We start from the raw sequence: 15,431 nt of genomic DNA, 5'->3' as shown, positions 1-15,431 counted from the left end.
GCGAGGGGACGTTCGCGGGCTGCATTGGGGTCGTTTCTTGAAAGCGCTTTTCTTCTCGGTCTCGCTTCTGTCGTTGGTGGGCGGCGCCGCTCTCGCCCAGGACTACCTGCCGCAACCGGCCGCCCCGACGGCGCCGATCGTCGCCCCGCAGGACGTGGCCTATCCGGGCGTGCTGAAGCTGTACGTCGACGCCACCGACCTCGAGCGCAAGATCTTCGACATCAAGCTGACCCTGCCGGTCGCCAAGCCCGGCCCGATGACCCTCTACTATCCGCAGTGGGTTCCGGGCGGCCACTCGCCGCGCAACGACATCGACAAGCTGGCGGGCCTGGTGATCACGGCCAATGGCCAGACGATCCCGTGGAAGCGCGACGTGGTCGAGGTCAACGCCTTCCACATCGACGTGCCGGCCGGCGTGACCGAGCTTTCCGTCGCCTACAAGTTCCTGTCGCCGGTCGAGACCAAGGTCGGCCGCATGGTCATGACCCCGGACATGCTGAACCTGCAATGGCTGCAGATGACCATGTATCCGGCCGGCCACTTCACGCGCCGCATCACGGTCGAGCCGACCGTCAAGCTGCCGGAGGGTTTCCAGTTCGCCTCGGCCCTGGAGATCGAAAAGACGCAAGGCCAGGTCACCAGCTTCAAGCCGACCACGGTCGAGACGCTCGTGGACTCGCCGATGTTCGCCGGCCGCTACTTCAAGTCGGTCGAGCTTGATCCGGGCGCCAAGGTTCCGGTGCGCCTGAACATGATCGCCGACAAGCCTGAGCTGCTGGAGTTCAAGCCCGAGCAGATCCAGGCCCACAAGAACCTCGTGCAGCAGGCCTACAAGCTGTACGGCTCGCACCACTACGACCACTACGACTTCCTGGTGGCCCTGTCGGACCAGCTGGGCGGCATCGGCCTGGAGCACCACCGCTCGAGCGAGAACCGCGTCGCGCCCAAGTACTTCACCGAGTGGGACAAGACCTATGTCGGTCGCGACCTGCTGCCCCACGAGTTCACCCACTCGTGGAACGGCAAGTTCCGCCGTGGGGCCGACCTGTGGACCCCGACCCTCAACACCCCGATGCGCGACAGCCTGATGTGGGTCTATGAGGGCCAGACCCAGTATTGGGGCTTTGTGCTGTCGTCGCGCTCGACCCTGCTTTCCAAGGAGCAGACGCTGGACGCCATCGCCATGACGGCGGCGACCTACGACAACCGTCGGGGCCGCGACTGGCGCCCGGTGCAGGACACCACCAACGACCCGATCATCGCCAGCCGCAAGCCGCTGTCGTGGCTCTCCTACCAGCGCAGCGAGGACTACTACTCCGAAGGCCAGCTGGTCTGGCTCGACGCCGACACGCTGATCCGCGAGAAGACCGGCGGCAAGAAGTCGCTCGACGACTTCGCCAAGGCCTTCTTCGGCGTCGCCGACGGCTCGTACGTGTCGCACACCTACACCTTCGACGACGTGGTCGCGGCGCTGAACGGCGTGGTGGCCAATGACTGGGCGACCTTCCTGAAGGACCGCATCGAGGGCGTGAACCCCAAGGCCCCGCTCGATGGCCTGGCCCGCGGCGGCTACAAGCTGGTCTATACCGACACCCCGACCGAGTACTTCAAGTCGTCGGAGACCCGGGCCAAGAACACCAACCTGTCGTACTCGCTGGGCCTGACGGTGGGCTCGGACGCGGTGCTGACCGACGTGCAGTGGGACGGCCCGGCCTTCAAGGCCGGCCTGACCCAGGGCCTGACCGTGGTGGCCGTCAACGGCGACACCTATGACGCCGACAAGCTGAAGGCCGCCGTCAAGGCCACCGCCAAGGGCGTTCCGGTCGAGCTGCTGGTCAAGGAAGGCTCGCGCTACCGCACGGTGAAGCTCGACTACAGCGGCGGCCCGCGCTACCCGCGCCTGGAGCGCATCGCCGGCACGCCGGCGCGCCTGGACGACATCCTGGCGCCCCGCAAGTAAGCCTCAAGAGCCGTCCGGCGCCCGGGGCCGCGAGGCGCCGGACGGCTTTGTTCTCGACATGCGGCCAAGTCTGCCTTGGGGGCCGCATGTCCGATTCCACGAAGTTCGATCGTCGTCAGCTGCTGGTCGGCGCGACCGCCGCCGCCGTCTCCACGGCCCTGCCGGCCATGGCCTCGCCCCAAAAAACAGTTGGGAAAGGCGAGAGCGCCAAGCTCTACGCCCTGTTCGACGCCTTCTTCGACGAGGACCTGACCGAGAGCCCCGAACAGGCGACCAATCTCGGCCTCGACACCGGCGCCCACGCCGGCGCGCGCACGAAGCTTGGTGACCGCTCGATCGCCGCCTGGCTCAAGGAGCGCAAAGAGCCGGCCGAGCGCCTCAAGCGCCTCAAGGCCGTCGATCGCAAGGCCCTGACCGGCGAGGACGCGGTCAACTACGACACCGCCGCCTATTATTACGGCGCGCGCGACAAGGCCTCGGGTTTCGACTACGGCGCGGTGTCGCGGCCGTTCGTGGTGACCCAGTTCTACGGCGGCTACTCGTCGGTCCCCAGCTTCCTGGACAACAAGCACGAGGTGAAGTCGGCGGCCGACGCCGACAGCTACCTTGCCCGCGTGGCCGGGTTCGCCGGCGTGCTCGATCAGGAGAGCGAGCGGGTGCGCGCCGACGCGGCCAAGGGCGTGATCCCGTCGGACTTCATCCTCGACAAGGCCATCGGCCAGTTGAAGCAGTTCCGCGCCCTGCCGCCGGAAAAGAACGTGCTGGTCGCCTCGATGGCCCGTCGCGCCAAGGCCTACGGCGACTACGACGCCAAGGCCGCCGCCCTGCTGGCCAGCGCGATCCACCCCGCGCTGGATCGCCAGATCGAGACCCTGACCGCCGTGCGCGCCAAGGCCGTGCACGAGGCGGGGATGAACCGCTTCAAGGACGGCGAGGCCTTCTACGCGGCCCTGCTGCGCATCTACACCACCACCGAGAAAACCCCCGACGAGGTCCACCGCCTGGGCCTGGAAGAGGGCGCGCAGATCCAGGCGCGGATGGATGAGATCCTCAAGAAGCGCGGCTTCACGCAAGGGTCCGTCGGCCAGCGCATGGCGGCCCTGAAGGACCTGCCGGGCGAGAGCTATCCCAATACCGACGAAGGCCGCGCCCAGATCCTGGCCTACTGCAACCGGCTGATTGCGGAGATGCAGCCCAAGCTGCCGCAATGGTTCGGGATCACGCCGAAGATCCCGGTCGAGGTGCGCCGCATTCCGCCCTATACCGAGGCCGGCTCGTCGGGCGGCTATTACGAGCGGCCGCCGCTGGACGGTTCGCGCCCGGGGGCCTTCTACATCAACCTGCGCGACACGGCCGAGCGCCCGCGTTACGCCCTGCCGACCCTGACCTATCACGAGGCCGCCCCGGGCCACCATTTCCAGCTCGCCCTGACCGCCGAGGGCAGCCTGCCGCGCCTGCGCCAGAACATGTTCTTCTCGGCCAACACCGAGGGCTGGGCGCTCTATGCCGAGCAGGTGGCCATGGAGATGGGGCTCTACGAGACCGACGACCTGGGCCTTCTGGGCATGTACCAGGCGCGCCTGTTCCGCGCCTCGCGCTGCGTGGTCGACACCGGCATTCACGCCAAGGGCTGGAGCCGCGAGAAGGCCATCGCCTACATGGTCGAGACCGGCGGCGACGACGAGGGGCGCATCACCCGCGAGGTCGAGCGCTATTGCGCCAACCCGGCCCAGGCCTGCTCCTACAAGGTGGGCCACACCGTCTGGGCGGCGCTGCGCGAGCGCACCAGGCAGCGCCTGGGCGCCAGGTTCGACATCCGCAAGTACCACGACACCGCCCTGCTGGTCGGCCCGACCCCTCTGACCGTCCTGGAGAGCGTGGTCGACGCCTGGTCGGGGTGACTTCAGCCTTCCTCTCCCATGGGGAGAGGAGGGGACCCGCCGCTTGCGGCGGGGAGGTGAGGGGGTACGCTGTCGGCTGTCTAAACCCCTCACCCTCCTACGCCTGTCGGCGCGGGCCCCTCCCTCTCCCTCAAGGAGAGGGGAGAAAGAAAAGTGACCGGTAACATTTGGGCTTGAGTGGTCAGACAAGCTCTCCCATAGTGTCAGGCAAGACGGCGCGAAGCCGCCGTGACAGACGCTGGGGAAACGCAAGGATGACCACCACCCTTACTCGCCGCACGCTGGGCGTTAGCCTGGCTGCTCTGGGCGCAGCCATGGCGCCTGTGGTCCGGGCGGCTCCAAAAGCGGCGGACGGCAAGGCGCTCTACAAGGATCCCGCCCAGCCGGTCGACGCGCGGGTCAAGGACCTGCTCTCGCGGATGACGCTGGAGGAGAAGGCCGCCCAGCTGATCGGCATCTGGCTGACCAAGGCCGCGATCCAGACCCCGACCGGCGACTTCTCGCCCGAGACGGCCAGCAAAAACTTCCCCAATGGCCTGGGCCAGATCTCGCGTCCGACCGACCGCCGGGGCCTGAAGCCGACGACCGAGGTCAACGCCGCCGCCGGGGCCGAGGACGGCTCGGTGGGGCGCAACGCCCCGCAGACGGCCAAATACGTCAACGCCGCCCAGAAGTGGGCGATGGACAGCACCCGCCTGGGCATCCCGATGCTGATGCACGACGAGGCCCTGCACGGCTATGTCGCCCGCGATGCGACCAGCTTCCCACAATCGATCGCCCTGGCCTCGACCTTCGATCCGGAGCTGGTCGAGCAGGTGTTCTCGGCGGCCGCCAAGGAGATGCGCGCTCGCGGCTCCAACATCGCGCTCGCCCCGGTGGTCGACGTGGCCCGCGACCCGCGCTGGGGGCGCATCGAAGAGACCTACGGCGAGGACCCGCATGTCTGCGCCGAGATGGGCCTGGCCGCCATCCGCGGCTTCCAGGGCAAGACCCTGCCGCTGGCGCCCGACAAGGTGTTCGTCACCCTCAAGCACATGACCGGCCACGGCCAGCCCGAGAACGGCACCAATGTGGGCCCGGCCCAGATCGCCGAGCGCACCCTGCGCGAGAACTTCTTCCCGCCGTTCGAACGGGCGGTGAAGGAGCTGCCCGTGCGTTCGGTCATGCCCAGCTACAACGAGATCGACGGGGTGCCCTCGCACGCCAATCGCTGGCTGCTGACCGACATCCTGCGCGGCGAGTGGGGCTTCGAAGGCGCGACGATGAGCGACTACTTCGCCATCAAGGAGATCATCACCCGCCACAAGCTGACCGACCAGCTGGCCGACACGGCGGTGATGGCGATGAACGCCGGCGTCGATGTCGAGCTGCCCGACGGCGAGGCCTATGTGCTGCTGCCCCAGCTGGTGCGGTCGGGCCGCATCCCCGAGGCCGCCGTCGACGCGGCCGTGGCGCGGGTGCTGAAGATCAAGTTCGAAGGCGGCCTGTTTGAAAATCCGTACGCGGATGAAAAGACCGCCGATGCCAAGACCGCCACGCCGCAAGCCGTCGCCCTGGCCCGCGAGGCGGCCCGCAAGGCGGTGGTGCTGCTGAAGAACGACAAGGGCCTGCTGCCGCTGGACGGCAAGAAGATCAAGCGCCTGGCCCTGCTCGGCACGCACGCCAAGGACACCCCGATCGGCGGCTATTCCGACGAGCCGCGCCACGTGGTCTCGGTGCTGGAGGGCCTCTCCGCCGAGGCCAAGGCGCAAGGCTTCGCCCTCGACTACGCCGAGGCCGTGCGGATCACCGAAAAGCGCGTCTGGGCCGCCGACGAGGTCAAGCTGGTCGACCCGGCCGTGAACGCCAGGCTGATCGCCGAGGCGGTCGAGGTGGCCAAGAAGGCCGACGTCGTGGTCATGGTGCTGGGCGACAACGAGCAGACCAGCCGCGAGGCCTGGGCCGACAACCACCTGGGCGACCGCGACAGCCTGGACCTGGTGGGCCAGCAGAACGACCTGGCCCGCGCCATCTTCGCCCTGGGCAAGCCGACCGTGGTGCTGCTGCTGAACGGCCGTCCGCTGTCGGTAAACCTGCTGGCCGAAAAGGCCGACGCCCTGGTCGAGGGCTGGTACCTGGGCCAGGAGACCGGCAACGCCGCCGCCGACGTGCTGTTCGGCCGGGCCAATCCGGGCGGCAAGCTGCCGGTCAGCATCGCCCGCGACGTCGGCCAGCTGCCGATCTATTACAACCGCAAGCCCACGGCCCGCCGCGGCTATCTGTTCGACCGCGCCACCAGCCCGCTCTATCCGTTCGGTTTCGGCCTGTCCTACACCAGCTTCGACATTTCGGCCCCGCGCCTGTCGAAGGCCCGGATCGGCCAGGGCGAGAGCACGACGGTGTCGGTCGAGGTGACCAACACCGGCAAGGTCGCCGGCGACGAGGTGGTGCAGCTCTACGTCCACGACGAGGCGGCCTCGGTCACTCGTCCGGTGCTGGAGCTGAAGAACTTCAAGCGGGTGACGTTGGCACCCGGCGAGAAGAAGACGGTGACCTTCGAGGTGAAGCCCTCGGACCTGTGGATGTGGAATCTTGAGATGAAGCGGGTTGTCGAGCCGGGCGATTTCTCGATCCTGGTCGGCCCGAACTCGGTGGATCTGAAGTCGGCGAAGCTGACGGTGGCTTAGTCGCTCCGAATAAAAGATCCATCCCGGAAAGCGCGAAGCGCTTATCCGGGACCCAGGGGCGAGCGGCAGTGCGGCGGCCCCTGGGTCCCGGCTCTCCGCTGCGCTGCGGCCGGGATGACGACATAGGGGAGGGCGAAGCCCTCTCACGAATGAAACAACGAGCCGCCTCAGGCGGCCGAGGGAGTGACACACATGCGCCGCGTCGCGCCGATCCTGCTGGCTGCCGTGATGGCCACGCCCGCCGCCGCCCAGGGGCCGTTGCTGAACGGGCTGTTCGCCGACCATGCGGTGGTGCAGCGCGGCCGGCCGTTGCCGGTGTTCGGCGAAGCCAAGCCCGGCGAGGCGGTGACCGTCACGCTCGGCGACAGGACGGCCACGGCCAAGGCCGGCGCGAACGGCGCCTGGCGCGTCGACCTGCCGGCGATGACGGCGGGCGGGCCCTACACCCTGGAGGCCAAGACCGCCTCGGGCGCGAGCCAGACGGTCGGCGACGTGCTGGTCGGCGACGTCTGGCTGTGCTCGGGCCAGTCGAACATGGAACTGCCGGTCGAGCGCGGCAACAACTCGTGGTCCGAGATTCGCTCGGCCAATGACGACGGCCTGCGCATGGCCTATGTCGACCACGCCGACAGCCGATCGCCGCGTACGACCTTCGCCAAGCCGCCGGCCTGGAAGGCGGCCAAGCCCGATGCGGTCGGGTCGTTCTCCGCCGCCTGCTACTACATGGCCCGCGAGCTCAGAAAGACCGACAAGACGCCGCTGGGCCTGGTGCACGCCTCGTGGGGCGGGTCGGCCATCGAGGCCTGGCTCAGCCCGGCCGCCCTGCGCAAGGCCGGCGACTACGGCAACGACATCGCCACCCTCGAACTGTCGCTGAAGGACCGCCCGGCCGCCGACCGCCGCTGGGGCGAGACGATCAAGGCCTGGTGGAGCCTGCGCCACAAGGGCGCGGCCGGCGGTCCGTGGGCCGGCGACGGCGCCTGGACGCCCGCGCCGCAGGGCCTGGGCGTCTGGGAGAGCTGGGGCGTGCCGGCCCTGGCCGACTTCAACGGCATGGTCTGGTTCGAGACCACGGCGACCCTGACGGCGGCGCAGGCGAAAGGCGCCGCCAGCCTCGAGATCGGCATGGTCGACGAGGTCGACACCACCTACGTCAACGGCGTCGGGGTCGGCTCGACCTCCGGCGCGGGCACGGTGCGGGTCTATCCGGTGGCGGCCGGGACCCTGAAGGCGGGCGCCAACCGCATCGTCGTTTCTGCGCTGGACACCTACGCCAACGGCGGCCTGTACGGCGAGGCGGCCCGCGCCCTGGTGCTGGCCGACGGGACGCGGATCCCGCTGACGACCTGGCGCTACCAGATCGAACCGAAGGAAACCGGCGAGCCGCCGCGCGCGCCGTGGGACACGCTGTCGGGCGTCTCGACGCTCTACAACGGGATGCTGGCGCCGATGGGCCCCTACGCATTCAAGGGCTTCGCCTGGTACCAGGGCGAGAGCAACACCGGCCGGCCGCAGACCTACGAGCCGCTGCTGCGCGAACTGCTGGCCGAGCGCCGCCTGGGCCAAGCCGCCGACATGCCGGCCCTGGTGGTGCAGCTGGCCAACTACGGCAAGCCGCAGCTGGCGCCAGAGGAGTCCTGGTGGGCCCAGGTGCGCGAGGCCCAGCGCCTGGCCGTGGCCAAGGACGGCCACGCCGCGCTCGCCGTCATCACCGACATCGGCGATCCCTCCGACATCCACCCGACCAACAAGCAGGACGTCGGCAAGCGTCTGGCGCGGGGCGCGGGGCGCCTGGCGGGGAAGGCGGTGACCACCGGGCCTTCGCCGGTCTCGGCCCGCCGCGTGGGCGAGACGGTCGAGGTGGCCTTCGAGCAGGTCGCCGAGCGCCTGGCGACGCGCGGCTCGGACAAGGCTATCGGCTTCGAGCTGTGCGACACAGCCGGCTGCCGGTTCGCCGACGCCCGGGTCGAGGGAGACAAGGCGGTGGTCGCCATCCCCGCCGGCCTGAGGCCGACCAAGGTGCGGTTCGCCTGGGCCGACGCCCCGACCTTCAACGTCTTCGACATGGCCGGCCTGCCGTTGGGTCCGTTCGAGATCGCGGTCGCCCCGTGAGCAAGGGCGTCGCTGGTCTGCGCACCGCCGTCTCGGCTCTGGCCCTGGCCGCCGCCGTGGCGGGCGCGGCGGCCTTGGCGGCGCCCACCGCCGCGCGCTCGGCCGAACCCGTGGCGATGTCGGATAAGCCGGTCGCCGGCGGCTTTGCGCTGATCGCGGGCGGCAAGCCCGCGCGGGTCGAGGCCGACGTCACCGACTGGCCCGGCGTGCTGCGCGCGGTGCAGGGGCTGCGTGGCGACCTCTCCAGGCTCTCGGGCGGGGCCCAGCCGGCCAAGGACGCACCGGTCGTCATCGTCGGCACGCTGGGCAGGAGCGCGCAGATCGACGCCCTGGTCGCGGCCGGCAAGCTGGACGTCTCGGCGCTGAAGGGGCGCTGGGAAGGCTTCGTCCAGCAGGTGGTCGACAACCCGCGTCCGGGCGTGACCCGCGCCCTGGTCATCGTCGGCGCCGACAAGCGCGGCACGATCTTCGGGGCCTACGACCTGTCCGAGCGGGCCGGCGTCTCGCCCTGGACCTGGTGGGCCGACGTGCCGGTGCCGGTGCGCCGCGACCTGACGGTGGCGCCGGGCGCCCGGTTGCAGGCGCCGAAGGTCAAGTACCGGGGCATCTTCCTCAACGACGAGAACCCGGCCCTCTACGGCTGGGCCAACACCACGTTCGGCGGCTTCAACCACGCCTTCTACGAGCGGGTCTACGAGCTCGTGCTGCGGCTGAAGGGCGACTATCTGTGGCCGGCCATGTGGGGCAAGGCCCTCTATGACGACGACCCGCTGAACGCCGTGCTGGCCGACGAGATGGGCGTGGTGATCGGAACGTCGCACCACGAGCCGATGATGCGGGCCCACGTCGAGTGGGAGCGCTACGGCCAGGGGCCATGGGACTATTCGAAGAACCCCGAGGCCCTGCGCCGCTTCTGGCGCGAGGGCGTCGAGCGGATCGGCGCCAACGAGAGCCTGGTCACGGTCGGCATGCGCGGTGACGGCGACGAGCCGATGACCCAAGGCACCGCCACCAGGCTGCTGGAGACCATCGTCGCCGACCAGCGCAGGATCATCGGCGAGGTCACCGGCAAGGACCCGTCGGCGACCCCGCAGGTCTGGGCGCTCTACAAGGAGGTGCAGGACTATTACGACGCCGGGATGCGCGCGCCCGACGACGTGACCCTGCTGTTCGCCGACGACAACTGGGGCAACATCCGGCGGCTGCCGAAAGCGGGCGAGATACGGCCGGGCGGTTACGGCGTCTACTACCACTTCGACTATGTGGGCGGGCCGCGGAACTACAAGTGGCTCAACACCAACCAGATCGAGCGCACCTGGGAGCAGATGAAGCGCGCCGACGACCACGGCGCCGATCGCCTCTGGATCGTCAATGTCGGCGACCTCAAGCCGATGGAGCTGCCGACCGAGTTCTTCCTCGACCTGGCCTGGGATCCCGCCGCCATGCCGGTCGAGAGGCTTTCGACCTACACCCGCGACTGGGCGGCGGCGCAGTTCGGGCCCGAGCATGCGGTCGAGATCGCGAGGCTGCTGGACGGCTATACAAAGCTCAACGCCCGGCGAAAGCCCGAGCTGATCGACGCGGCGACCTTCAGCCTGGTCAATGATCGCGAGGCCGAGCGGGTCGAGGCCGAATGGGCCGCGCTGGAGGCCCGCGCCGAAGCCGTGCGCAAGGCCCTGCCCAAGGCCCAGGACGACGCTTTCTTCCAGCTGGTCTGGTTCCCGATCATGGCCAGCGCCAACCACACGCGGCTCTACATGGCCGTCGGCCGCAACCAGCTCTATGACCGGCAGGGCCGCGCCGCCTCGCTGGCCCAGGCCGACCTGGCCGAGAGGCTGTTCGCCCGCGACGCGGAATTGACGCGCCAGTACCACGCCATCGGCGGCGGCAAGTGGGTCCACATGATGGACCAGACCCACATCGGCTACAGCGGCTGGCAGCAGCCCAAGCAGAACGCCTTGCCCGCCCTGGCCCGCAACGTGGTCTATTGCGGCGTGCTGATGGGCGTCGCCGTCGAGGGACGCGAGGCGCGGGTCGACGCCGAGCAGGGCGCGGACCTGCCGCCGCTGACGCGTTGGGGCCCAAAATCGCGCTGGATCGACGTGTTCAATCGCGGGCCGTCGCAGATGACGTTCGAAGTCAGCGCCGGCGCGCCGTGGCTTAAGCTGTCGCGCGGTCCGGCCGGCGACTGGGGCGATACGCGGCTGGAAGTCTCGGTCGACTGGGCCAGGGCGCCCAGGGGCGTGCACCGCGTCCCGATCACCCTCAAGGGGCCGGGCGGGCAGCAGGCCGTGGTGACGGCGGTGGTCGACAACACCGCCCGCAAGCCGGCCAGGGGCGCCTTCGTCGAGGCCGGCGGGCCGCTGGCCATCGCAGCCGAGCACTACGTCCGGGCGACCTCGGTGGATGGCGTTGCGTGGAAGACCATCCCCAATCTTGGCCGCACGCTGTCGGGCGTGGCCGGCTATCCGACCACCGCCCCGCCCAGTGCGCCGGGCAAGGGGGCGATGCTCGAGTACCTGGTCGACTTCGAGAAGGCAGGGCCGGTCGACCTGACCGTGCTGGTCTCGCCGGGCCTGGACGTCACGGGCGGGACGGGCCCGCGCTTCGCCGTGTCGATCGACGACGCGCCGCCGGTGGTGGTCAACACCATCCCCGACCCGTCCGAGAAGGCCTGGGACAAGGTGGTGGCGGATAATGTCCGTTCACTGATCACCTCGCTGGTGGTCCCGTCGGCGGGCGCGCACCGGGTGCGGCTGTGGCGGGTGGATCCGGGCGTGGTGTTCCAGCGGCTGGTGATCTCGCGTGGGGTGGTGACTGGGAGCTATCTGGGGCCGGTGGAGGGCGTGAGGGCGCGGTGAACAGGAACCTCCCCCTGTGGGGGAGGTGATCGCGAAGCGATCGGTGGGGGGAGTAGTTGCGAGGTTGGCCGAAGCCTCGGAAGCTGAAAACGGCCCCCCACCGGCCTTCGGCCGCCTCCCCCAGAGGGGGAGGGTCTAGCGTTGCAGGGAAAACTCCACGGGCGCGTCCATCTCGATCCGTTCACCCTTGATCGTCTGCGGCGGGGCGGGGAAGGGATCGGCGCGGGCGACCATGGCGCGGACCTCGGCGTCGAGCAAGGCATGGCCCGTGGGGCCGGTGAGGCGGCAATCCAGCACGTGGCCGGCGCGGTCGAGGACGAAGGTCACCTGGGCCACGCCCTGCTGTTTCCGCATGCGGGCGGCCTTGGGATAGGTCTTGTGGGCCTCCAGCCAGGCGCGGACCCTCGCTGCGTAAGCGGTGCTGGTTCCGACGTGGGCCTGGACGCTGTCGGCGTCGCGCCGGCCGGCGGGCGGCTTGGCGGCCGAGGCGTCCATGGCGCGGGCGGCGGCCGGCACGGCGGCCTGGGCCGTGGCGGGCGGCGTCGGGCGCGGCGGCGCTTCGGAAGGCGGTGCAGGAGAGGGCGGCGCGGGCGCGGCCTGGGTCAGCCAGCCGTCGGGACGCGGCGGCAGCGGCTTGGGCGCGGGCTTTTCCGGTTGCGAGGGCTGCGGCGGCGCGGGCTCGCTCTCCGGCGTCGGGGCCGGCGCGGCGTCGGGCGAGGTGGCGTTGTCGACGGCGTCGAGGGCCGGGTCGCCCAGCGAGATCAGCATGGCCGCGTCGTCCATCGGCGCGAGGACCGGCCTCTGCTCCCATTGGACGACGGCGAGCCCGAGGGCGCCGTTGATGACCAACGACGCCCCCGTCGCCCAGGCTCGAACATGCCAGGGCGTCTTCTTCATGGTTAGAACGTCTTGCCGAGCGTGAGCTTGACCGTCCGGCCCTCGGCGTCGAGCGACGACAGGTGGCGGCGGAAGTTCTTGTCGAACAGGTTGTCGACCCCGGCCTGCACCTCCAGGCCCTTCAGCGCGCCGTCCTGCGGCTTCCAGGTCAGGAACAGGTTGTGCACCGAGTAGCCGGGCGTGCGCAGCGAGGCGGTGGTGGTCTCGTTCTGGTCGTCGGCGAACTCGCCGCGCCAGCCGGCCGTCAGGTTGTAGGCCGGGAAGACGTAGCCGACCGTCAGGTTCAGGGTGTCGGCCGGGATGGTGTTCAGCGGCGCGCCGCTCGTGCGGTTCTCGCCGTCGATCACCGACACCGCGCCACGTACGAACAGCTGCCTGGCGCCGTACTCGGCCTCGACCTCGACGCCCGAATAGCGGGCCTCGCCGATGTTGACGAAGTAGCTGGAGGTGGCCGTGCCGCGGGCGATCAGGTTGCTGACGTCGTTGCGGAAGAGGGTGGTCTTGATCCGCGCCTGGTCGCCCTGGCCGAACAGGTTGCGGAACTGCAGCGTGCCGCCGACCTCGTAGTTGTCCGACTCCTCGGGCTTGAGGTTGAGGCTGTCGTTGCTGGCCGTCGCCGAGGTGCGGCTGTAGATCTCGTCCAGCACCGGCATACGCACGGTGTGGGCGATCGAGCCGAACACCGAGGCCCATTCGGTCAGGCTGTAGAGGGCGGCGATCTTGGGCGAGACGCCGTTGTCCTTGACCTCGCGGCTGGTGGTGACGCCCAGGCCGGGCTGAAGCTTGGTCCAGTCGACGCGCACGCCGGGGATCACGGTCAGCTTGCCGTAGGTGACCTCGCCCTGGGCGAACAGGCCGTACTTCTCCATGTCGCCTTCGGGGTGGGTGGCCGCCCCGTGGTTGGTGCCGGTGGCGGTGCGGCGCGGGTTGCGGCGCTCCTGCTTGTAGGCCTGGGCGCCGACCGTCAGGAAGGCGACGCCGTCGCCGGCGAACTGGAACTCCGAGGTGTTCTGGGCGCGGCCCTGCAGGGTCTTGTACGAGAACTCCGACTCCAGCACCCCCGACAGGAAGGTGGTGTCGGTCTGGTTGACCTTGCTGTTGGCGTAGGAGACCTGGGCCTCGAAATCGAGCAGGTCGTTACCCTCGAAGGCGTTCTGGTAGCCGATCACGGCGGTGTCGTCGGTGGTCTTGCGGCGCACCGGCGTCGTGGCCATGGCCTCGGACTGGTCGTAGATCTGGACGCTGTCGTTCTTCCAGTTCTGGTACGACGCCCAGACGCTGTGGTCCTTGCCGAAGGTGTAGCGGCCCTTCAGCAGGTAGCTGTCCGAACTGGCGTCGGAGGCCGGCACGACCTGGCCATTGCCGTTCTCGTACTCGTCGCTGCGGCGGCTGGTGTACATGCCCAGCACCTCCAGCTTCTCGGTCGGCTTGAAGGCCAGGATGCCCGAGCCGAAGCGGGCCTCGGCGTTGCTCTCGACGCCGCCGCGCAGGCGCACGGCGAAGCGGTCGTCGCCTTGCAGGAAGTCCGAGGCGTCCTTGCTGGTGAAGCTGACCACGCCGGCCAGGGCGCCGGCGCCGTAGAGGGTGGACGAGGCCGGGCCGCGCAGCACCTCGACGCGCTTGTAGAGCTCGGGGTCGCTGAAGAACGCGCCCATCCGGTACTGCTCGAAGAACTTCGTGACGCCGTCGATCTGCATCAGGATCCGGCTGTCGCTGTCGGCCAGGCCGGTGCCCATGCCGCGGATGTTGAAGCCCTGGCCCAGGGCGCCGACGCCGCCCATGGTGTTGACGCCGGGGATGCCGGCCAGGAGGTCGCCGATGGTCGAGGCCTGGGCCTGGTCGATGGCGTCCTGGTCGAGCGTGGTCACGGCCTGGGGCGTGTCGATCGCCACCTTCTCCTTGCCGGCCGAGACGACGACCTTGCCCAGCGACAGCTTGCTGGTGGTGACGGCCTCCTCGGGCGCGTCGGCGGCCTGGGCTTGGGCGAAGCCGACGAGAACGAGGTTGGCGACGCCGGCCAGCAACAGGCCGCGCGTCCGGTTGGAAATGCGCATACGACTATCCCCGTATATATAGCGAATAAGAATCATTCGCATAATATGGGCGAGCGACTCCCGACAGAGCGCCTCGCCGAATGGCGACGCTTTTGGTCGCCTTTTCGCCTTAATGCAAGTGACTCTTAATAGCGAGTTGATGCATGGTCGCAAAAGTGGGTTGGGGAGGGGGCTTTGCGCTTCGCCGCTTTTCCGCGCAACCTGCGGCCAGGGCCTTGGAAGAGGCCGGGGAGATCGCCATGGCCAAGCTCGTCTTCGGCATGAACCAGTCCCTCGACGGCTATGTCGACCACACGGGCTTCGGGCCCGATCCCGTGCTGTTCCAGTACTTCGTCGACCAGGCGCGGAGCCTGACGGGCAGCCTGTATGGCCGTCGCCTCTATGAGATCATGAGCTATTGGGACGAGGAGCATCCCGATTGGGATGAGCCCCGGCGCGATTTCGCGGCGGCCTGGCGCGGTTGCCATAAATGGGTGGTGTCGCGATCGCTGAAGTCGGTAGGCCCGAACGCGTCGCTGCTCGAGGGCGACCTTGCGACGGCCGTCCGCGCGCTGAAGGACAGCCACGACGGGGTGATCGAGGTTGGCGGACCGGACCTGGCCCGCAGCCTGACCGCGCTTGGCCTGATCGACGAATACAAGATCTACCTGCACCCCGTGGTGCTGGGGAGCGGCTCGCCGTTCTTTGCGGGCTCCAGGCCCAAGCTGCGGCTGGTGGACAGCACGCGGATCGGGGAAGAGGTGGTCAGACTGACCTATGCGCCGGCTTAACCAGGGCGGATTTGATGTTCACTCGTCATCCCGGCCGGAGGACCGCGCAGCGGGCCGTAGAGCCGGGACCCAGGGGCCACCTGCTGTGCGCCGGCCCCTGGGTCCCTGTGTATTGCGATGTAGGTCGGGCGGTCGCCTGATGGCTGGCGGGCGCAGCTCGTTGGGTCCCAGGCGTCACAGGCCGTGATCCGGCAAGGGCGCGTCCGCCAG

Annotated in this window: 8 protein-coding genes and 1 pseudogene; 6 read left to right on the top strand and 3 right to left on the bottom strand. The window is 69.3% G+C overall.

From position 1 onward, the window contains the following. The first annotated feature begins 37 nt into the window (after positions 1-37). From SGCZBJ_RS21530 to SGCZBJ_RS21520, 3 genes are all read left to right on the top strand, one after another. Positions 38-1,960 (top strand): M61 family metallopeptidase, encoded by a 1,923-nt coding sequence (locus tag SGCZBJ_RS21530; protein ID WP_101719981.1) that lies wholly within the window; start codon positions 38-40, stop codon positions 1,958-1,960. Between the two features lie 167 nt (positions 1,961-2,127). Then, complete coding sequence (locus SGCZBJ_RS21525; RefSeq protein WP_420808188.1) at positions 2,128-3,861, top strand: DUF885 domain-containing protein; 1,734 nt, start codon at positions 2,128-2,130, stop codon at positions 3,859-3,861. Positions 3,862-4,115: 254 nt separating this feature from the next. Beyond that, complete coding sequence (locus tag SGCZBJ_RS21520; RefSeq protein ID WP_101719979.1) at positions 4,116-6,527, top strand: glycoside hydrolase family 3 N-terminal domain-containing protein; 2,412 nt, start codon at positions 4,116-4,118, stop codon at positions 6,525-6,527. Positions 6,528-6,557: 30 nt separating this feature from the next. Here the strand turns inward: SGCZBJ_RS21520 and SGCZBJ_RS26260 are convergent. After that, positions 6,558-6,644: pseudogene (locus tag SGCZBJ_RS26260) on the bottom strand (hypothetical protein); the annotation flags it as partial. A 75-nt stretch (positions 6,645-6,719) separates the two neighbouring features. Here SGCZBJ_RS26260 and SGCZBJ_RS21515 point away from each other — a divergent pair. Beyond that, positions 6,720-8,639, top strand: a complete 1,920-nt coding sequence (locus tag SGCZBJ_RS21515; protein ID WP_101719978.1) for a sialate O-acetylesterase — start codon at positions 6,720-6,722, stop codon at positions 8,637-8,639. After that, complete coding sequence (locus SGCZBJ_RS21510; RefSeq protein WP_240621603.1) at positions 8,636-11,500, top strand: glycosyl hydrolase 115 family protein; 2,865 nt, start codon at positions 8,636-8,638, stop codon at positions 11,498-11,500. Before SGCZBJ_RS21515 ends, SGCZBJ_RS21510 begins: the two co-directional genes overlap by 4 nt. Positions 11,501-11,635: 135 nt before the next feature. On the opposite strand, the gene SGCZBJ_RS21505 is transcribed toward SGCZBJ_RS21510, so the two are convergent. Both SGCZBJ_RS21505 and SGCZBJ_RS21500 read right to left on the bottom strand, forming a co-directional pair. Next, on the bottom strand, positions 11,636-12,397 hold the full coding sequence (locus tag SGCZBJ_RS21505) for an energy transducer TonB (protein ID WP_101719977.1): 762 nt from the start codon (positions 12,395-12,397) through the stop codon (positions 11,636-11,638). A 2-nt stretch (positions 12,398-12,399) separates the two neighbouring features. Continuing rightward, positions 12,400-14,451 (bottom strand): TonB-dependent receptor domain-containing protein, encoded by a 2,052-nt coding sequence (locus tag SGCZBJ_RS21500; protein ID WP_101719976.1) that lies wholly within the window; start codon positions 14,449-14,451, stop codon positions 12,400-12,402. A gap of 239 nt (positions 14,452-14,690) precedes the next feature. Between SGCZBJ_RS21500 and SGCZBJ_RS21495 the strand changes: the two genes are divergently transcribed. Next, a complete protein-coding gene (locus SGCZBJ_RS21495) occupies positions 14,691-15,221 on the top strand; it encodes a dihydrofolate reductase family protein (protein WP_101719975.1) in 531 nt (176 codons plus the stop codon). Positions 15,222-15,431: the final 210 nt, after the last annotated feature.

The sequence above is a fragment of the Caulobacter zeae genome (assembly GCF_002858925.1).
In the GTDB taxonomy this organism is placed as follows: domain Bacteria; phylum Pseudomonadota; class Alphaproteobacteria; order Caulobacterales; family Caulobacteraceae; genus Caulobacter; species Caulobacter zeae.
This window is presented reverse-complemented; position numbering and strand designations above follow the sequence as displayed.

Bases quoted from the DNA above. Each gene is read 5' to 3' on its own strand.
- SGCZBJ_RS21525 (WP_420808188.1), top strand. From the start codon at position 2,128: ATGGCCTCGCCCCAAAAAACAGTTGGGAAAGGCGAGAGCGCCAAGCTC.
- SGCZBJ_RS21520 (WP_101719979.1), top strand. From the start codon at position 4,116: ATGACCACCACCCTTACTCGCCGCACGCTGGGCGTTAGCCTGGCTGCT.
- SGCZBJ_RS21515 (WP_101719978.1), top strand. From the start codon at position 6,720: ATGCGCCGCGTCGCGCCGATCCTGCTGGCTGCCGTGATGGCCACGCCC.
- SGCZBJ_RS21505 (WP_101719977.1), bottom strand. From the start codon at position 12,397: ATGAAGAAGACGCCCTGGCATGTTCGAGCCTGGGCGACGGGGGCGTCG.
- SGCZBJ_RS21500 (WP_101719976.1), bottom strand. From the start codon at position 14,451: ATGCGCATTTCCAACCGGACGCGCGGCCTGTTGCTGGCCGGCGTCGCC.
- SGCZBJ_RS21495 (WP_101719975.1), top strand. From the start codon at position 14,691: ATGGCCAAGCTCGTCTTCGGCATGAACCAGTCCCTCGACGGCTATGTC.